At 65.7% G+C, this 16,978-nt stretch carries 16 protein-coding genes, 6 tRNA genes and 1 other RNA gene; 18 read left to right on the forward strand and 5 right to left on the reverse strand.

Annotated features, from left to right (window positions below; translation table 11 throughout):
- Positions 1 to 107: 107 nt before the first annotated feature.
- The 9 genes from clpX to ACUZUJ_RS04475 all read left to right on the forward strand — a co-directional run bounded on the left by clpX (position 108) and on the right by ACUZUJ_RS04475 (position 7,317).
- The gene (clpX, locus tag ACUZUJ_RS04435; RefSeq protein ID WP_004154600.1) at positions 108 to 1,397 is read left to right on the forward strand and encodes an ATP-dependent Clp protease ATP-binding subunit ClpX; all 1,290 of its coding nucleotides are present in this window, start codon (positions 108 to 110) and stop codon (positions 1,395 to 1,397) included.
- A gap of 142 nt (positions 1,398 to 1,539) precedes the next feature.
- Positions 1,540 to 3,990 (forward strand): endopeptidase La, encoded by a 2,451-nt coding sequence (gene lon / locus ACUZUJ_RS04440; RefSeq protein WP_458220193.1) that lies wholly within the window; start codon positions 1,540 to 1,542, stop codon positions 3,988 to 3,990.
- 219 nt (positions 3,991 to 4,209) lie between these two features.
- A complete protein-coding gene (hbs, locus tag ACUZUJ_RS04445) occupies positions 4,210 to 4,482 on the forward strand; it encodes a non-specific DNA-binding protein Hbs (RefSeq protein WP_004146343.1) in 273 nt (90 codons plus the stop codon).
- An 11-nt stretch (positions 4,483 to 4,493) separates the two neighbouring features.
- Positions 4,494 to 4,568 (forward strand) — tRNA-Val (locus ACUZUJ_RS04450).
- A 26-nt stretch (positions 4,569 to 4,594) separates the two neighbouring features.
- Positions 4,595 to 4,671, forward strand: a tRNA-Asp gene (locus tag ACUZUJ_RS04455).
- An 83-nt stretch (positions 4,672 to 4,754) separates the two neighbouring features.
- Positions 4,755 to 4,831: transfer RNA gene (locus ACUZUJ_RS04460), tRNA-Asp, on the forward strand.
- Positions 4,832 to 4,918: 87 nt separating this feature from the next.
- Positions 4,919 to 4,995: transfer RNA gene (locus ACUZUJ_RS04465), tRNA-Asp, on the forward strand.
- Positions 4,996 to 5,101: 106 nt separating this feature from the next.
- Positions 5,102 to 5,178 (forward strand) — tRNA-Asp (locus ACUZUJ_RS04470).
- A gap of 183 nt (positions 5,179 to 5,361) precedes the next feature.
- Positions 5,362 to 7,317 carry a peptidyl-prolyl cis-trans isomerase gene (locus tag ACUZUJ_RS04475; protein WP_049446681.1) on the forward strand — a complete coding sequence of 652 codons (1,956 nt, stop codon included), beginning with the start codon at positions 5,362 to 5,364 and terminating at the stop codon, positions 7,315 to 7,317.
- Between the two features lie 174 nt (positions 7,318 to 7,491).
- Here the strand turns inward: ACUZUJ_RS04475 and ACUZUJ_RS04480 are convergent, their stop codons facing one another.
- Positions 7,492 to 8,694: a lytic transglycosylase domain-containing protein gene (locus ACUZUJ_RS04480; protein ID WP_101765001.1), complete on the reverse strand. Its 1,203-nt coding sequence runs from the start codon at positions 8,692 to 8,694 to the stop codon at positions 7,492 to 7,494.
- Complete coding sequence (gene gloB / locus ACUZUJ_RS04485; protein ID WP_049446674.1) at positions 8,691 to 9,455, reverse strand: hydroxyacylglutathione hydrolase; 765 nt, start codon at positions 9,453 to 9,455, stop codon at positions 8,691 to 8,693. Before gloB ends, ACUZUJ_RS04480 begins: the two co-directional genes overlap by 4 nt.
- An 11-nt stretch (positions 9,456 to 9,466) precedes the next feature.
- On the opposite strand from gloB, the gene ACUZUJ_RS04490 reads away from it, so the two are divergent.
- Genes ACUZUJ_RS04490 through dnaQ form a run of 3 tightly spaced genes read left to right on the forward strand, consistent with a single transcriptional unit; the run spans position 9,467 to position 11,312 of the window.
- Positions 9,467 to 10,111, forward strand: a complete 645-nt coding sequence (locus ACUZUJ_RS04490) for a methyltransferase domain-containing protein (protein ID WP_049446672.1) — start codon at positions 9,467 to 9,469, stop codon at positions 10,109 to 10,111.
- A gap of 12 nt (positions 10,112 to 10,123) precedes the next feature.
- Positions 10,124 to 10,576, forward strand: coding sequence for a ribonuclease HI (gene rnhA / locus ACUZUJ_RS04495; RefSeq protein WP_014036151.1), 453 nt, complete (start codon positions 10,124 to 10,126; stop codon positions 10,574 to 10,576).
- Between the two features lie 4 nt (positions 10,577 to 10,580).
- On the forward strand, positions 10,581 to 11,312 hold the full coding sequence (dnaQ, locus tag ACUZUJ_RS04500) for a DNA polymerase III subunit epsilon (RefSeq protein ID WP_049446670.1): 732 nt from the start codon (positions 10,581 to 10,583) through the stop codon (positions 11,310 to 11,312).
- A 110-nt stretch (positions 11,313 to 11,422) separates the two neighbouring features.
- On the opposite strand, the gene ACUZUJ_RS04505 is transcribed toward dnaQ, so the two are convergent.
- The gene (locus tag ACUZUJ_RS04505) at positions 11,423 to 12,127 is read right to left on the reverse strand and encodes a PP2C family protein-serine/threonine phosphatase (RefSeq protein WP_049446668.1); all 705 of its coding nucleotides are present in this window, start codon (positions 12,125 to 12,127) and stop codon (positions 11,423 to 11,425) included.
- A gap of 165 nt (positions 12,128 to 12,292) precedes the next feature.
- On the opposite strand from ACUZUJ_RS04505, the gene ACUZUJ_RS04510 reads away from it, so the two are divergent.
- Positions 12,293 to 12,383, forward strand: a tRNA-Ser gene (locus tag ACUZUJ_RS04510).
- 277 nt (positions 12,384 to 12,660) lie between these two features.
- Positions 12,661 to 13,065: a DUF6165 family protein gene (locus ACUZUJ_RS04515; RefSeq protein WP_049446667.1), complete on the forward strand. Its 405-nt coding sequence runs from the start codon at positions 12,661 to 12,663 to the stop codon at positions 13,063 to 13,065.
- Between the two features lie 54 nt (positions 13,066 to 13,119).
- Here ACUZUJ_RS04515 and ACUZUJ_RS04520 read toward each other — a convergent pair whose 3' ends face one another.
- Positions 13,120 to 14,166, reverse strand: coding sequence for a glycosyltransferase family 9 protein (locus ACUZUJ_RS04520; RefSeq protein WP_049446665.1), 1,047 nt, complete (start codon positions 14,164 to 14,166; stop codon positions 13,120 to 13,122).
- Positions 14,167 to 14,186: 20 nt separating this feature from the next.
- Between ACUZUJ_RS04520 and ACUZUJ_RS04525 the strand changes: the two genes are divergently transcribed.
- From ACUZUJ_RS04525 to ACUZUJ_RS04535, 3 genes are read left to right on the forward strand one after another with little or no spacing between them, the layout of a single operon-like run.
- Positions 14,187 to 14,936: a 3-deoxy-D-manno-octulosonic acid kinase gene (locus ACUZUJ_RS04525; protein WP_049446664.1), complete on the forward strand. Its 750-nt coding sequence runs from the start codon at positions 14,187 to 14,189 to the stop codon at positions 14,934 to 14,936.
- Positions 14,936 to 15,703, forward strand: coding sequence for an MBL fold metallo-hydrolase (locus ACUZUJ_RS04530; protein ID WP_049446661.1), 768 nt, complete (start codon positions 14,936 to 14,938; stop codon positions 15,701 to 15,703). Before ACUZUJ_RS04525 ends, ACUZUJ_RS04530 begins: the two co-directional genes overlap by 1 nt.
- Complete coding sequence (locus ACUZUJ_RS04535) at positions 15,700 to 16,089, forward strand: nuclear transport factor 2 family protein (RefSeq protein WP_049446659.1); 390 nt, start codon at positions 15,700 to 15,702, stop codon at positions 16,087 to 16,089. Before ACUZUJ_RS04530 ends, ACUZUJ_RS04535 begins: the two co-directional genes overlap by 4 nt.
- An 87-nt stretch (positions 16,090 to 16,176) precedes the next feature.
- Here ACUZUJ_RS04535 and ffs read toward each other — a convergent pair.
- An RNA gene (ffs, locus tag ACUZUJ_RS04540) (signal recognition particle sRNA small type) lies at positions 16,177 to 16,273 on the reverse strand.
- Between the two features lie 300 nt (positions 16,274 to 16,573).
- Here ffs and ACUZUJ_RS04545 point away from each other — a divergent pair.
- On the forward strand, positions 16,574 to 16,891 hold the full coding sequence (locus ACUZUJ_RS04545) for a DMT family transporter (protein ID WP_010483859.1): 318 nt from the start codon (positions 16,574 to 16,576) through the stop codon (positions 16,889 to 16,891).
- Positions 16,892 to 16,978 lie beyond the last annotated feature (87 nt).

The raw sequence follows: 16,978 nt of genomic DNA on the forward strand, positions 1-16,978 counted from the left end.
GGAGGCCCCGTTCCTGCAGGGTCGGGCGGGACTGGCGTCCCCTCGGCCCTGTGCTATTCTCGAATCGAACCCCCGTTCAGCGGGTGGGGTAACTGGGTAAGCGAAGCATGAGCGAAGACCGCCAAGGTCGTTCCACGGACACCGGCAAGATCCTCTACTGCTCTTTCTGCGGCAAGAGCCAGCATGAAGTGCGCAAGCTGATTGCGGGTCCGAGCGTATTCATCTGCGATGAGTGCGTGGAGCTGTGCAACGACATCATCCGTGAGGAACTCGAGGAAAAGGCGCAGTCGGCGCGCAGTTCGCTGCCCAAGCCGCGCGAGATCCTCGAGGTCCTCGACCAGTACGTGATCGGCCAGAACCGCGCCAAGCGCACCTTGGCCGTGGCCGTGTACAACCATTACAAGCGCATCGAGAGCCGGCAGAAGAACGACGACGTCGAACTGGCGAAGTCGAACATCCTGCTGGTCGGCCCGACCGGTTCGGGCAAGACGCTGCTGGCGGAGACCCTGGCCCGCCTGCTCAACGTGCCGTTCACCATGGCCGACGCCACCACGCTGACCGAAGCCGGTTACGTGGGCGAGGACGTGGAGAACATCATCCAGAAGCTGCTGCAGAAGTGCGACTACGACGTCGAGAAGGCACAGCAGGGCATCGTCTACATCGATGAAATCGACAAGATCTCGCGCAAGAGCGAGAACCCGTCGATCACCCGCGATGTGTCCGGCGAAGGCGTGCAGCAGGCCCTGCTGAAGCTGATCGAAGGCACCGTGGCCAGCGTTCCGCCGCAGGGTGGCCGCAAGCACCCGCAGCAGGAATTCCTGCAGGTGGACACCAAGAACATCCTGTTCATCTGCGGCGGCGCGTTCGCCGGGCTGGACAAGGTGATCCAGGCCCGTTCCACCGACGTCGGCAGCATCGGCTTCGGCGCCAAGGTGAAGAGCAGCGAGCGCAAGCAGGAAGTGGGCAAGGTGCTGGCTGAAGTCGAGCCGGAAGACCTGATCAAGTTCGGCCTGATTCCCGAGTTCGTCGGCCGCCTGCCGGTGGTGGCGACCCTGGAGGAGCTGGACGAGCCGGCCCTGATCAAGATCCTGACCGAGCCGAAGAACGCCATCACCAAGCAGTTCAAGAAGCTGTTCGAGATGGAGAACGTCGAGCTGGAGTTCCGTCCGGACGCGTTGTCGGCCATCGCCAGGAAGGCGCTCAAGCGCAAGACCGGTGCCCGTGGCCTGCGCACCATCGTCGAATCGGTCCTGCTGGACACCATGTACGACCTGCCGTCGCAGGAAAACGTCAGCAAGGTGGTGGTGGACGAGTCGGTGATCGAGCACAAGTCCGAGCCGTACCTGATCTACCAGACCCCGGCGGCCCCTGAACAGAAGGCCGCAGGCGCCGAGTGATCCTTCCAGGTTGTTGATTGGAAAGGATTTTCAAGGAATGCCTTGCATCTGAAAGCCGATGGCCCCATAACGGGGCCATCGGCTTTTTTTGTCTCCGGAAGATGCCCTCCCGGAGGCGGTTTTCCCCTTCCCTGGAGCCCCCATGGCCCGTTCCCCAAGTGAAACCCTCGACCTGCCGGTCCTGCCGCTGCGCGACGTAGTGGTGTTCCCGCACATGGTCATCCCGCTGTTCGTCGGCCGTGACAAGTCCATGCACGCGCTCGAACAGGCAATGGAAGCGGACAAGCGCATCCTGCTGCTGGCGCAGAAGTTGGCCGAGACCGACGACCCGCATGCGGCCGACCTCTACCAGGTCGGTACGCTGGCGCAGGTGCTGCAGCTGCTGAAGCTGCCCGACGGCACCATCAAGGTGCTGGTCGAAGGCCTGTCGCGCGTGCAGGTCACCCACGTCGACGAGCGCAACGGCTCGCTGCACGGCCAGGCCGTGGAGATCGATGCCAGCGACGAGCGCGAAGCGCGCGAGGTCGAGGCGATCGCCCGCTCGCTGATGTCTCTGTTCGAGCAGTACGTGAAGACCAACCGCAAGCTGCCGCCGGAACTGCTGCAGACGCTGTCGGGCATCGATGAGCCGGCGCGCCTGGCCGACACCATCGCCGCGCACATCAGCGTGCGCCTGGCCGACAAGCAGCGCCTGCTGGAAACGCTGGCCGTCGGTGACCGCCTGGAGATGCTGGTCGGCCTGGTCGACGGCGAGATCGACGTGCAGCAGATGGAGAAGCGCATCCGCGGCCGCGTGAAGTCGCAGATGGAGAAGAGCCAGCGCGAGTACTACCTCAACGAACAGATGAAGGCCATCCAGAAGGAACTGGGTGACCTGGATGACGCGCCGGGTGAACTGGAAGAACTGGCCCGCAAGATCGCCGAAGCCGGCATGCCGAAGGCCGTTGAAGCCAAGGCGCGCAACGAACTGAACAAGCTCAAGCAGATGTCGCCGATGTCGGCTGAAGCGGCCGTCGTGCGCAACTACCTGGAGTGGTTGCTGGGCGTGCCGTGGAAGAAGCGCAGCAAGGTGCGCAAGGACCTGAAGGCCGCGCAGGACACCCTCGATGCCGACCACTACGGCCTGGAGAAGGTCAAGGAGCGCATCCTTGAATACCTGGCGGTGCAGTCGCGCGTGAAGCAGATGAAGGGCCCGATCCTGTGCCTGGTCGGGCCGCCGGGCGTGGGCAAGACCTCGCTCGGCCAGTCCATCGCCAAGGCCACCAACCGCAAGTTCGTGCGCATGTCGCTGGGCGGCGTACGCGACGAGGCCGAGATCCGTGGCCACCGTCGTACCTACGTCGGTTCGATGCCGGGCCGCATCGTGCAGAACCTCAACAAGGTCGGCAGCAAGAACCCGCTGTTTGTGCTCGATGAGATCGACAAGATGTCGATGGACTTCCGTGGCGATCCGTCTTCGGCGCTGCTGGAAGTGCTCGATCCGGAGCAGAACAACGCGTTCAACGATCACTACCTGGAAGTGGACCTGGACCTGTCCGAAGTGATGTTCGTGGCCACCTCGAACTCGCTCAACATTCCGGGCCCGCTGCTGGACCGCATGGAAGTGATCCGCATCCCCGGCTACACCGAGGACGAGAAGCTCAACATCGCCACCCGCTACCTGGTGCCGAAGCAGATCAAGGCCAACGGCCTGCAGCCGGAAGAGCTGGAGATCGGCAGTGATGCGATCCAGGACATCGTGCGCTACTACACGCGCGAATCGGGCGTGCGCAACCTGGAACGCGAGATCGCCAAGATCTGCCGCAAGGTGGTGAAGGAGATCGCGCTGGCCGGGCCGCAGCCGGTGAAGGCGAAGAAGGGCGCGAAGAAGTCCAAGGCGCTGGTGAGCGTGTCCAGCAAGAATCTGGACAAGTACCTGGGCGTGCGTCGCTTCGACTTCGGCCGTGCCGAGGAAGAGAACGAGATCGGCCTGGTCACCGGCCTGGCCTGGACTGAAGTCGGTGGCGATCTGCTGCAGATCGAATCGACGCTGGTGCCGGGCAAGGGCCAGCTGATCCTGACCGGCCAGCTCGGCAACGTGATGAAGGAATCGGCGTCGGCGGCGCTGTCGGTGGTGCGTTCGCGCGCGGTCGGCTTCGGCATCGACAGCGACTTCCTGCAGAAGCACGACGTGCACCTGCACGTGCCCGATGGCGCCACGCCGAAGGACGGCCCGAGTGCCGGTGCGGCGATGGTCACCTCGCTGGTATCGATGCTGACCAAGGTGCCGGTGCGCGCCGATGTGGCGATGACTGGTGAGATCACCCTGCGGGGTCGCGTCACCGCCATCGGTGGCCTGAAGGAGAAGCTGCTGGCTGCACTGCGTGGCGGCATCCGCACGGTCATCATCCCGGAAGAGAACCGCAAGGACCTGGCCGACATCCCGGCCAACGTCACCCGCGATCTGGAGATCGTGCCGGTGAAGTACATCGAAGAAGTCCTGGACCTGGCGCTGGAGCGTCCGTTGGCACCGAAGAAGGCGCGCAAGAGTGCGCAACGTGTCACGGTGCGCAGCAAGGCCAAACCGAGTGGAAACGCGCGCGTCAAGCATTGACGCGCGCTGTCCAATGGCCCGAAACCCGCGTCGTTGCTGGCTTTCCAGCTTGCGTGGGGGTAGGGCCGCTGGTATAAAAGCAGCACTCGCGAATGAGTGATCGCAGTCTGGCGATCGCTGAATTCGGCGAACCGTTTCCACATGGCGGCCGCATGCAGAGCGCGTGCGGTTGCTTCCCTGTCGAATAAGCGGAACCCACCGCCAAAGGAGTTGTAGAGAATGAACAAGACCGAATTGATCGATGCCGTTGCTGAAGCTGCAGACCTGACCAAGGCCGAGTCCAGCCGCGCTGTCGATGCCGTCGTTGCTGCCGTCACCAAGGCGCTGAAGGACGGCGATGCGGTCACCCTGGTTGGCTTCGGTACCTTCCAGGTCCGCGACCGTGCTGCCCGCACCGGCCGCAACCCGAAGACCGGCGATACCATCAAGATCGCTGCTTCGAAGAATCCGTCGTTCAAGGCTGGTAAGGCCCTGAAGGATGCTGTAAACTAAGCGGCTCGCTGGGGTGCTTAGCTCAGCGGTAGAGCGTCTCCTTTACACGGAGAGGGTCGGGGGTTCGAAACCCTCAGCACCCACCACAGCACCGCGGTAAAAGTTTGAGTGTGGAGCGGTAGTTCAGCTGGTTAGAATGCTGGCCTGTCACGCCGGAGGTCGCGGGTTCGAGTCCCGTCCGCTCCGCCATTCAACGAGGCCTCCGGCCAAAAGCTGGAGGCTTTGTTTTCTCCCCGGTCCAGGCCGGCTGAAAGCAAAAAAAGCAACAACGCGGAGCGGTAGTTCAGCTGGTTAGAATGCTGGCCTGTCACGCCGGAGGTCGCGGGTTCGAGTCCCGTCCGCTCCGCCATTACATCGAGGCCCCCGGCCTAAAGCTGGGGGCCTTGTCTTCTCACCGACAGGTTCGGGAGGAAGACGAAAAGGTTTTTGCAAGAACGGAGCGGTAGTTCAGCTGGTTAGAATGCTGGCCTGTCACGCCGGAGGTCGCGGGTTCGAGTCCCGTCCGCTCCGCCATTGCAGAATTCTTAAGTCCCTGTGAAAAAACTTTGAAAAAAGTGTTCATCGGGCTGGGTTTCCAGAGAGTCTTCGGATATACTGGGCACCTGCAAAGTTCAAGCGCGGAGCGGTAGTTCAGCTGGTTAGAATGCTGGCCTGTCACGCCGGAGGTCGCGGGTTCGAGTCCCGTCCGCTCCGCCAACTTCAAAAGCCCTCGGCGTAAGCCGGGGGCTTTTTCTTTGTGGCGCGCCGAACGTTGCCGATGCCGTGGCTGGCACATCGATGGCGGAGGTGGGTGCAGGCCGCGCCGGTGCTGCTTTTGGTCCCTGCGGCGAAGCGGGTTACACTGCCGGGCTCGCCAATCAGGCCTTGTGATTCCTCACCATGCTGCAGAAACTCCGCGACAAGACCTCAGGCTGGATCGTCACCGTGATCCTGGGGCTGCTGATGATTCCGTTCCTGTTCGTGATCGACAACAGCTACCTCGGTGGCGTTGGCGCACAGAACGTGGCCAAGGTTTCCGCGCCGCCGACCTGGTGGCGTTCGGCGCCGTCGTGGTGGCCGGTGCGCATGCTGTGGCAGCACCACGAGATCAGCTCGCAGGATTTCCGCACGCGTTTCGAGCAGGAGCGCATGCGTGAGCGCCAGCAGCAGGGCGACAACTTCGACCCGCGCGCATTCGAGAGCACCGAGAACAAGATGGCCGTGCTCGACCAGCTGATCGACGAGCAGGTCGTGCGCCTGGTTGGTGAACAGGCGGGCGTGGTGATCGGCGACGGCGCGGTGCGTGAGTACATCGCGACCATGCCGGCGTTCCTCGATTCGAACGGCAAGTTCAACGAGAACAACTATCGCCTGGCCCTGGCCGGCAGCAACCCGCCGCGTACGCCGACCCAGTTCCAGGAACTGGTGCGTGAGAGCCTGCAGCAGTCGGTGATCCCGTCGGGCCTGCAGAGCTCCGGCTTCGTCACCCAGGCCGAGACCGAGCGCCTGTTGAAGCTGCTGGGCGAAACCCGCGACGTCGAGCTGGCCGCGTTGCCGCCCGTACCGGCCGATACCGCGCCGGTCACCGATGAGCAGATCAAGAAGTGGTACGACAGCCACGGCAAGGACTTCCGCCAGGCCGAGAGCGTGTCGTTGGAATACGTCGAGATCAACGGCGCGAACCTGCCGGCACCGACCGCGGCCGATGAAGCGACCCTGCGCAAGCGCTATGAAGACGAGAAGGCGAAGTTCACCTCGCCGGAGCAGCGCCAGGCCTCGCACATCCTGATCACCGGTGACGGCGCCGAAGCCAAGGCGAACAAGATCGCTGCCGAAGCCAAGGCCGCCGGTGCCGATTTCGGCGCGCTGGCCAAGGCCAATTCGGAAGATCCGGGCTCCAAGGACCAGGGCGGTGACCTGGGCTGGGTCGAGCGCGGTGCGATGGTGAAGCCGTTCGAGGACGCACTGTTTGCGGCCAAGGCCGGTGACGTGATCGGCCCGGTGAAAACCGAGTTCGGCTACCACATCATCAAGGTGGCCGCTGTGCGCGGTGGCCAGGGCAAGTCGTTCGAGGAAGTGCGTGACACGCTGGCCGCCGAGCAGCTGAAGGCGGACGGTGAGCGTGGCTTCAACGAGCTGGCCGGTCACCTGGTCGATGCCATCAACAAGAGCCCGAGCGACCTGGCCGCTGCGGCCAAGGAAGTGAACCTGCCGCTGCAGACGCTGGGCCCGATCACCCGCGCGACCGCCAGTGGCATTGCCGCTGACCCGGCGGTGCTGCGTGCAGCGTTCTCCGACGTGCTGGTGCAGGACGGTACCGCCAGCGACCCGATCGCCCTGGGTGGCGCGACCAACCACAGCGTGGTCATCCGCGTGGCTGCGCACACTCCGGAACAGGCGCTGCCGCTGGACAAGGCCCGTGAGCAGGTGATCGCCGCGATCCGTGCTGACCGCCAGCGCCAGGCCAGCGACAAGGCCGCCGATGCCATTCTGGCCAAGCTGAAGGCGGGCGCCACCCTGCAGTCGCTGGCTGCCAGCGAGAAGCTGCAGCTGAGCCCGATGCCGGGCCTGCCGCGCAGCCAGCCGGTGCCGACCCCGGAAATCAACCGCGCGATCTTCAGTGCGCCAGTGCCGGCCGAAGGCAAGCCGAGCTATGGCAAGGTCGACGTCAATGGCCACGCGCTGCTGTTCGCGGTGAACAAGGTCAATCCGGGCGACATCAAGGAAGTGACTGCAGAGCAGCAGAAGCAGCTGAAGGAACAGCTGAGCCAGATCGACGGCATGGCCGCGGCCAAGGCCTACATCGAGGCGATGCGCAAGAAGTTCGTGGTCCAGACCACCGAAGCGAACCTGTAAGCCTCACCGGCAGCAGGTACGAAAAGGCCCGGCAATGCCGGGCCTTTTTTGCGCTTGTCGATGCGCAGCGTCGAGTCGTGCTCGACTGCATCTGCTGGGCGCAGGCATGAAAAAGCCGAGCATGGGCTCGGCTCTACAGAAAACAGGGCAGGGCGCGGTGGTGCCGCGCCTGACTCAGTCTTCGACGCGCAGCACGGCGCCCGGCTTCAGCACGCTGCTGCCGCTCAGGCCGTTCAGCGACAGCAGGGCCTTGACCGGCATGCCGTAGCGGCGGGCAATGGTCCAGGCCGACTCGCCATCACGCACGGTGTGGCGGCGGCTGCGCGGACGATCAGCAATCGCGGCGACGGTCTTGGCGACCTGCGGCGTTGGCGTGGCGGCGGCAGCCGGTGCGGCGCTGGCGACCAGCGCAGTGGCTGCTTCCGCGACAGTCGCATTGGCGGCCGAGACCGGTGCCAGCACGCGGGTGGTGCCCGACGAGGCGCGCCCCCCCCCAGCCAGGGCAGGGTTCAGGCGGGCGATCCTGGCCGGGTCCAGGGCGCGCTGTGCGGCCCACTGCTGGACGCTGGTGCCAGCCGGCAGGGTGTGGTCCTTCAGCACCGGCACGGTGCGGTCCAGCGAGGCCATCACGCCCGGCTGGTCTTCCACGTCTTCCAGCACGCAGGCCAGGGCATGCAGCTTCTCGACGTAGGCGTAGGTGACCGGCGACAGGCCGGGCAGCGCCGACGGCTTGGCGTTCTGCGCATTCATGCCGGCCTTGCGCAGCGACTGCAGCACGCGGTACTCACCAGCGTTGTAGGCCATGGTGGCTAGGCGCCAGTCGCCGCCGAACATCCCGTGCAGGGTCTTCAGGTAGCGCACTGCAGCCTGGGTCGAATCGACCGCCGACAGGCGGCCGTCGTAGCCGTTGGCCATGGGCACGCGGTGGTTGCGCGCGGTGGTGGCGATGAACTGCCACAGGCCGGTCGGGCCGCTGCCGTTGCGGGCGTTGGGCCGATAGCCGCTTTCCACGAACGGAATCAGTGCGAATTCGGTAGGCAGGTTGGCCTTGCGCAGCTCTTCGACCACGTAGCCGAACAGCACCAGCGCATCGTCATCCTGGTTGGCCAGGCGCGACGGGGCGTGGGCGAACTGCTTCTGCCAGCGCGGGCTGGTGGCGTCGGCGTTGCAGGTAGGCTCGGCCAGGCCGTCGCGGAAGCTGGAGAAGATCTCCTGGCCATTGCGGACCGACGCGGCCGGCAACGCGGCCGGATCCAGCGGCAGGGCCGCGGCGGCGGTCAGGTTCTGGCTGATGCCGGCGCCCAGCGACTGGGCACCGGCGGTTCCGGCCAGCCCCAGGACCAGGCCCAGGGCCAGCGGCAGACTTCGGCGCATCATGCGCGGAAGCCGTCTTTCCAGTGCCGGAGGCCGGCCATGACGTCGACGTCGTCAACGACGTCGCGGCCCAGGTGCGCCGACACTGCCGCGCGGATCGGCGCAGTGTGCACACGCAGGAACGGATTGCAGTCGAATTCGTTGGCCAGGGTTACCGGCAGGGTGGAACGGTCATCGCGGCGCATGGCCAAAGCCTCCTCTTGGCGCTGCCACAAGGCAGCGTTGGCGGGGTCGACATGCCGCGCGAAGACGGCATTTGACACGGTGTACTCATGGGCGCAACAAAGCAGCAGTTGCGCGGGCAAGGTACCCAGCTTGCGCATCGATGCCAGAAGCTGGGACGGCGTACCTTCGAACAGGCGTCCACAGCCCAGGCTGAACAACGAATCTCCGCTGAAAAGATGTTCAGCAGTGTGAAACGCGATGTGGCTGCGGGTATGCCCGGGCACGGATAGTACGTGGAACGTCCGGCCCAGTGCCTGAACGCGTTCACCTTCGCCGACCCGCTCGGTTGCCGTGGGGATGCGCTCTTCGACCGGCGCGATGACCCGTACACCGGGAAAACGTGCCTGCAGCGCGGGCACGCCACCGATGTGGTCATCGTGGTGGTGGGTGAGCAGGATCGTGTCCACGCGCAGGCCCTGATCGGCCAGCGCAAGCACCGGCGCGGCATCGCCGGGATCGACGACCACGGCGGCGCCAGCGTCGTCGATCAACGTCCAGATGTAGTTGTCCGCAAATGCGGGCAGGGCAGTCAGTCGCATAGAATTGGACCATGCCCGCGCTGCAGAGCACCCGTCAAGCGAGCCAGACCCCGTGGTTCGACAGTGAACCGGCGGAGTCCTTGCGCGTGCTGGAGCGGCAGTTGCTGCTGCCGCAGCTGTCGGTGCTGCCGACGCAGCCCTGGCTGTGGATCGCGCCGAGTGCTGCCTGGCTGGACGATGCGCAGCTGGGCGGGCGTGGCCTTCGCCTGTTCCGGCAGGGGCAGGGCTATGCCGGTGACACCCGCTGTGCGCTGCCGCTGCCGCTGGCGAACGAGAGCGTCAACGCGGTCGTGCTGCAGCATGTCACCACGGGTGATGCCGACCAGCTGCTGGACGAGTGCGAACGCGTACTGATGCCGGGTGGCCACCTGTGGCTGAGCAGCCTCAACCCGTTCAGCCCTTACCGCACGCACTGGCGCCAGCACGGACTGGTGGTGCGCACGCCACAGCGGATCCGCCTGCTGCTCGGCCGCCACGGGCTGGAGTGCGACGATATGCGTTACCTCGGCCCGCTCTGGCGCGGCGCCGGCAGCCGCCGCCCGGGCGGTTGGGCGCCGCTGCGTGCGGCCTGCCTGTTCCATGCTGAAAAGCGCACGCTGGCCCTGCCCGGGCCGAAACCGTTGCCGGTGCGTTGGCACGGCACCGTTGCTACCTGATCTGGAGTTGTATTGAAAACCATCGAAATCCACACCGACGGTTCCTGCCTTGGCAATCCCGGCCCCGGCGGCTGGGCTGCGCTGCTGCGCTACAAGGGCCACGAACGTGAACTGAGCGGCGGCGAAGCGCACACCACCAACAACCGGATGGAGCTGATGGCGGCCATTTCCGGGCTGGAGACGCTCACCGAGCCGTGCAACATCGTGCTCTATACCGATTCGCAGTATGTGCGGCAGGGCCTGACGCAGTGGATGCCCGGCTGGATCCGCAAGAACTGGAAGACCGCCGGCGGCGACCCGGTGAAGAACCGCGAACTGTGGGAGCGCCTGCATGCCGCGACGCTGCGGCACCAGATCGACTGGCGCTGGGTGAAGGGCCACTCCGGTGACCCGGACAACGAGCGGGTGGATACCCTGGCGCGCAACGCAGCCATCCAGATCCGCGACTCGAGCCCGGTAAACTGAGCCCATGCGTCAGATCATCCTCGATACCGAAACCACCGGCCTGGAATGGAAGAAGGGCAACCGCATCGTTGAAATCGGCTGCGTGGAGCTGTTCAAGCGCCGCCCGACCGGCAACAACTACCACCAGTACATCAAGCCGGACTGCGAGTTCGAACAGGGCGCGCAGGAAGTCACCGGCCTGACCCTGGAGTTCCTGGCTGACAAGCCGGACTTCGCGCAGATCGCCGATGAGTTCCTGGCGTTCATCGATGGCGCCGAGCTGATCATCCACAACGCGGCATTCGACCTCGGCTTCCTCGACAACGAGCTGTCGCTGCTGGGCCCGCAGTACGGGAAGATCACTGACCGCTGCACGGTGATCGATACCCTGGTGATGGCGCGCGAGCGCTTCCCGGGCCAGCGCAATTCGCTGGATGCGCTGTGCAAGCGGCTGGGTGTGGACAACTCGCACCGTGCACTGCATGGCGGCCTGCTTGATGCGCAGATCCTGGGCGACGTCTATATCGCGCTGACCTCGGGCCAGGAGGAAATCGGCTTCGGTCTGGGCGATGACGATGGCGGTGGCGCCGGTGCGGCGCTGCAGGCCTTCGATACCAGCAAGCTGCTGCCGCGCCCGCGCGTGGTGGCGACGCCGTCGGAGCTGGAAGCGCATACCGCGCGGCTGGAGCGGCTGCGCAAGAAGGCCGGCCACGCATTGTGGGATGGCCCGAAGGCGGAAGAAGCCGCCAGCGCGTAATACACCGGGGTAGTGCCGGCCGCTGGCCGGCATCTGCGTGATACGCGGGTTCCCGGTGAGCCGGCCAGCGGCCGGCACTGCCGCATCCACGCATGGCGTGGATCTACGGGTTAATGGCAGCGCACCAGGATCACGCTGATGTTGTCGCGGCCACCGCCGTCGAGCGCGGCGGCGACAAGGGTGTCCACGCATTCCTGCGCGCTTGCATCCTCGAACGCCAGGGTGCGGGCGATGCCGCGGTCGTCCACTTCCTCGGTCAGGCCGTCACTGCACAGCAGCAGCTGCATGCCGGGGCGCAGTTCACCGCTGGTGGTGGCCACGTTCAGGTGTGCCGGATCGGTCACGCCCAGCGCCTGGGTGACCACGTTGCGATGCGGATGCGCGCGTGCCTGCTCGGCAGTCAGGTTGCCCTGCGCGACCAGCTCCTGCACCACGCTGTGGTCCTGGCTGAGCTGGGCCAGCTGGCCGTCACGCCACAGATAGGCACGGCTGTCGCCGACCCATGCCACTTCATAGCGATTGCCCTGCACGCGTGCGGCGACCACGGTGGTGCCCATCGGCAGGGTGTCGTTGCGCCGCCGCGAGGCGCGGATGATCTCTTCGTCGGCGGTACGGATGGCGTGGGCCAGCGGCGCGCCACGGCGGATCTCGCGCACGATGGTTTCGCGGGCCAGCGCGCTGGCCACCTCGCCGCAGGCGTGGCCGCCCATGCCATCGGCCACCAGCCACAGGGCCAGCTCGCTGTCACCGTAATAGGTGTCTTCGTTGAGCTCGCGGCGCAGGCCGGGGTGGGTGAGGTGTCCGAATTCGATCATGGTGTGCGGGGGCGGGGTATTGCTGGGGAGACAGGCATCATCGGGGGGCTGCAGGCATCCGGCAAGGCATGCACTCAGGAAATTTTCACTTCGTTGACCGGAATGACTTGTCGTCGGCCTCACTTCCTCGTATGATGCGCGTCCCCGGTCCGCCGGGGACCACCCGGAGAGGTGGCAGAGTGGTTGAATGTACCTGACTCGAAATCAGGCAGGCGTTTATAGCGCCTCGGGGGTTCGAATCCCCCCCTCTCCGCCAGATAAAGAAAAAGGGCTGCCGAAAGGCAGCCCTTTTTCTTTATCTGGCGCGGGACGCGCCGCGCTTTGCGCGTCGCCCCACACGTTGCTGCGCAACGCGTGGGCCCCTCCCTTTGCCGGCCTCTCCCCGCCCCTGTCGGGGCAGGTGCATCAGTAGATCCACGCCATGCGTGGATGCTGTTCCTGCCGAGCTGAACCATCCACGCATGGCGTGGATCTACCCATTCCATCGCGAGCTGCGGGTTAAACTGCCTGCATCACCTGCTGGAGCTTTCCCCATGACCGCTGAAATCCTCGTCCCCGTTTCTTTCGGCGAGCTGCTGGACAAGATCTCGATCCTGCAGATCAAGTCCGAGCGCATCAGCGACGAGGGCAAGTTGGCCAACGTGCGCAGGGAGCTGTCGGCGCTGGAGCAGACCTGGATGGCGCACCCGGCGGCGGTGAAGGACATCGCCAAGCTGCGTGCCGAGCTGAAGGCGGTCAACGAGCAGCTGTGGGATATCGAGGACGACATCCGACTGAAGGAGAAGGCGCAGGCGTTCGACCAGGGCTTCATCGACCTGGCGCGCAGCGTCTACCTGCGCAATGACGAACGCGCGCGCATCAAGAAGGCGATCAACCTGGCGCTGGGTTCGGCGTACGTGGAAGAGAAGTCGTATCAGGATTACGCGCAGCGCGCGTAATCCCGGGGATGCCGATGCAGTAGATCCACGCCATGCGTGGATGGAGCCCGCTGCTCACCCCAGATGGTCGGCGACGTAGCGTTCGAAGGCAGCGATACCGTCTTCAACGGTGATCAGTTCCATCACATCGTCGAACTCGATCTTGGTGCCCCACTTCAGATCGGTGGCCTGCTTGGCGAGGTACTTGCGTGCAGCATCGTCGTAGCGGTCCACGCAGTAGCGACGGTCCGAGTAGGGACCGCTGCGGTTCGGATTGCTGGCCGCATGCAGGCCCAGCACCTTGGCGCCCATCGCGTTGGCGATGTGCATCGGGCCCGAGTCCGGTGTCATCACCAGGTTGGCGCGGGCCAGCAGGGCAGGCAGCTGCTTGAGCGTGTCCTTGCCGACCAGGTCCAGTGCCGGTGTGTGCAGCTGTGCCTGGATGGCGTCGGCCATGCTGCGTTCCAGTTCGCTGCGGCCACCGCACAGCACCACCTGCCAGCCGCGCGTGACCGCGTGGTTGGCCACTGCGGCGTAGCGGTCGGCATACCAGTTACGGCGCACGTGGCTGGAGCAGGGCGAGATCATCAGCACCGGGCGACCATCGTCCTGCCACTGCGCGGCGGCCCACTCATATGCGGACTGCGGCACGGCCAGGTCCCAGCTGACCTCGGCCTGGCGCAGGCCCAGCGGTTCGCAGAAGCTGCCGATGGCATCGAGCACGTGGATGCCGGGACGGTCGGGAATGCGTTCGTTGATGAAAAGCCCATGCAGGTCCTTCGAGCGGCTGCGGTCGTAGCCGATGCGGCGCTCGGCCGGAATGAAGGCCGACAGCAGGTTGGCGCGGAACGCGACCTGCATCTGCAGCAGCGCTTCGAAGCGCCCCGGCGGCAGCTGCCTGCGCAGTTCCTTGACCCCGGCCATGCCGCTCTTCTTGTCGTAGGCATGGAAGGTGACGCCGGGCAGGCCGTCGAGCAGCTTGTGGCCGACCTTGTCGATGATCCAGTGGATCGGCGTGTCCGGGCGCGCGGCCTGCAGGGTACGCACCAGGGGCACCACGTGGGTGACATCGCCAAGTGCGGACAGGCGCAGGAGGCACAAGGAGGAGGACGCTGATGCCATGTGTTGTTAGACTCAATGAAATGGTCGCATTCGACGCCAATGAAGCGCTGACGCCATGCCGCGAGGGTCGCGGCATCGGGGCCATTCTGTTCGACCGCGAGCGGCTGCGGCAAGCCGAGATCGGCCTGTTCTCGCCCCAGCACTGGGGCAGCAGGGCCCGGCCGGTGGGCGAGGGCGGCCGTGGCAGTGCCTGGTTCGTCGATGCGCCGTTCGGTGCCAGCGTGCTGCGCCACTACCTGCGCGGCGGCATGGCGGCCCGTATCAGCCATGACCAGTACCTCTGGCGCGGTGCGGACCGGACCCGCAGCTTCGCCGAATTCCGGCTGATGCGCGCGCTGCGCGAGAAGAAGCTGCCGGTGCCCCGACCATTGGCGGCCTTCTACATGCGCGAGGGCCTGCGCTACCGGGCGGCGATCCTGATGGAGCGGATCGAGGGCGTGCGCTCGCTGGCCGACCGCGCACTGGTGGCCGGCCGGGGTGCTCCCTGGGAGGAGACCGGGCGCCTGATCGCCCGCTTCCACCGTGCCGGGCTGGACCATGCCGACCTCAACGCGCACAACATCCTGTTCGATGGCAGCGGCCATGGCTGGCTGATCGATTTCGATCGCGGCGTGATCCGCATCCCGGCCACCGCCTGGCGCGAGCGCAACCTCAAGCGCCTGCTGCGCTCGCTGATCAAGCTGCGCGGCGAGCGCAGCGTGGAAGACGTGCAGAAGGACTACGCGCGGCTGCGCCGCGCCTATGACATGGCCTGGAACCGGGGCACCTGATGGACTGGTCGTTGCGTTTCCTCGGCGTCGGCAATGCGTCGGCGGTCGAGCTGGGGTCGCCGATGTCGGTGATCGAGCGGGAGGGGCGCCCGTGGCTGACCATCGATTGTGGTGGTGAAGGCCTGACCGCGTTCAAGGCGCACTACGGGCACATGCCGCAGGCGCTGTTCGTCACCCATGTGCACCTGGACCACGTGGCCGGCTTCGAGCGCCTGTTCGTGGATACCTTCTTCAATGCGCACCGGCGCGGCAAGGTGCGCCTGTACGTGCCTGCCACGGTGGTGCCGCTGCTGCACAAGCGCATCGGGGATTACCCGAACGTGCTGGCCGAGGGCGGTGCGAACTTCTGGGATGCCTTCCAGTTGATCGTGGTCGGTGAGGCGTTCTGGCACGAGGGCGTGCGCCTGGAAGTGTTTCCGGTGCGCCATCACTGGCCGGAGACGGCCTATGGCCTGCGCCTGCAGGGCGCGTTGACCTGGAGCGGCGATACCCGGCCGATTCCGGAGATGCTGGCCCGCTTCGCCAACGACAACGAACTGATCGCCCACGACTGCGGCCTGCACGGCAATCCGTCGCATACCGGCGTGGACGACCTGGAGCGTGAGTACAGCGCCGAACTGCAGGCGCGAATGATGCTGTACCACTACGCCAGCGCGGCCGATGGCCTGGCATTGGCCGCGCGTGGGCACCGCGTGGCGCAGCCGGGGCAGTGCGTGCCGCTGGCGAGCCCGACCGCGCCGCACGTGCTGGCCCAGGATCCGCCGTGAGTGGTACCGGCCAGCCCGCAGACGCGGCGCTGGCTGCCGAACTGGAGGCGCTGGAGCGTGCACTGCATGCGCCAACCGTGCGGGCCGGCCGCGAGCAACTGGCGGCATTGCTGGATGAGGAATTCAGCGAGATCGGCAGCTCCGGCCGGTGCTATGACCGCGCGGCCGCGCTGGAGGAGATTCCGCTGGAGCGTGCGCAGGTGCAGATCGAATCGGAGCAGTACGCGATCTGGCTGCTGTCGCAGGACCTGGCCCAGGTGCGCTATCGCAGTCGCTATCACCTCGATGGCCAGGCGCAACGCTGGGTGCTGCGCAGTTCGCTGTGGCGCCGGCACGGGGAGGGATGGCGCATGGTGTTCCACCAGGGCACGCCAGAGGCAGGGTAGCGGCGGGTGTTGCCTGGTACGAACGGCTTAAGGGTCAGAGCCCTTTGCCGGGCAAAGGGATCTGACCCCAGTGCAGAAAAGGCGGTGGCCCCGCCGGCTGACCTCGGCGCCCGCGTCGATCGATACCGTTGCTGCCTTCCGGCCCTGGCGGGGTTTTCGACCTAGCGTCGCGAGGGGCCGACGGGGCCACCATAGAGACGTCGGCCGCCCATTGGGCGGCCAGTTCACGGATCAGGGGAAGCAGCGCGCGTCGCGCCGGAGACCACAGCCGGACTGCACATCGGCTGGCCGATGGCAGACGCGCATTCTAGCGCAGGCAGGCCCATCGACGCCAGCTTCGCGCACTGAATCGGCTGTAACCCGTTGCCGGCGGCGGCGGCCGGGGGCTGCCCCCGTTGCTAGAATGCCGGCCAGGAGGAACGACCTCCCCCACATCGGGAATCAAAGACCAGGACGGCCTGGCCCTACCAAGAGGAGGGCCGTCATGGCCTGGATCTATCTGTTGTTCGCCGGCCTGCTGGAAATCGTCTGGGCCGTGTCCATGAAGCAGTCCGAAGGCTTCACCAAGCTCACTCCCACCGTGGTCACCATCATCGGCATGATCGCCAGCTTCTGGTTGCTGGCGGTGGCCATGCGCAGTCTGCCGCTGGGCACCGCCTATACGATCTGGACCGGCATCGGCGCGGTCGGCGCGTTCGTGGTCGGCATCGTGTTCCTCGGCGAGCAGGTCAGCCCGATGCGGATCGGTGCAGCGGTATTGATCGTTTCCGGCCTGGTGCTGATGAAACTCTCCAGCAGCTGAATGCATTTACTTGTGGCGGGGAAAGGAATCTCCGCTTGCTGCAGGTATATGCATTTTCGGCAAAACCATTTTGTCCGCCGGTTTTAT

The sequence above is a fragment of the Stenotrophomonas sp. S4 genome, assembly GCF_054187805.2.

Bases quoted from the DNA above. Each gene is read 5' to 3' on its own strand.
- ACUZUJ_RS04545 (WP_010483859.1), top strand. From the start codon at position 16,574: ATGGCCTGGATCTATCTGTTGTTCGCCGGCCTGCTGGAAATCGTCTGG.
- ACUZUJ_RS04490 (WP_049446672.1), top strand. From the start codon at position 9,467: ATGCCCGCGCTGCAGAGCACCCGTCAAGCGAGCCAGACCCCGTGGTTC.
- ACUZUJ_RS04480 (WP_101765001.1), bottom strand. From the start codon at position 8,694: ATGATGCGCCGAAGTCTGCCGCTGGCCCTGGGCCTGGTCCTGGGGCTG.
- hbs (WP_004146343.1), top strand. From the start codon at position 4,210: ATGAACAAGACCGAATTGATCGATGCCGTTGCTGAAGCTGCAGACCTG.
- gloB (WP_049446674.1), bottom strand. From the start codon at position 9,455: ATGCGACTGACTGCCCTGCCCGCATTTGCGGACAACTACATCTGGACG.
- clpX (WP_004154600.1), top strand. From the start codon at position 108: ATGAGCGAAGACCGCCAAGGTCGTTCCACGGACACCGGCAAGATCCTC.
- ACUZUJ_RS04505 (WP_049446668.1), bottom strand. From the start codon at position 12,127: ATGATCGAATTCGGACACCTCACCCACCCCGGCCTGCGCCGCGAGCTC.
- lon (WP_458220193.1), top strand. From the start codon at position 1,540: ATGGCCCGTTCCCCAAGTGAAACCCTCGACCTGCCGGTCCTGCCGCTG.
- dnaQ (WP_049446670.1), top strand. From the start codon at position 10,581: ATGCGTCAGATCATCCTCGATACCGAAACCACCGGCCTGGAATGGAAG.
- ACUZUJ_RS04530 (WP_049446661.1), top strand. From the start codon at position 14,936: ATGGACTGGTCGTTGCGTTTCCTCGGCGTCGGCAATGCGTCGGCGGTC.
- ACUZUJ_RS04520 (WP_049446665.1), bottom strand. From the start codon at position 14,166: ATGGCATCAGCGTCCTCCTCCTTGTGCCTCCTGCGCCTGTCCGCACTT.
- ACUZUJ_RS04475 (WP_049446681.1), top strand. From the start codon at position 5,362: ATGCTGCAGAAACTCCGCGACAAGACCTCAGGCTGGATCGTCACCGTG.
- ACUZUJ_RS04525 (WP_049446664.1), top strand. From the start codon at position 14,187: ATGGTCGCATTCGACGCCAATGAAGCGCTGACGCCATGCCGCGAGGGT.
- ACUZUJ_RS04515 (WP_049446667.1), top strand. From the start codon at position 12,661: ATGACCGCTGAAATCCTCGTCCCCGTTTCTTTCGGCGAGCTGCTGGAC.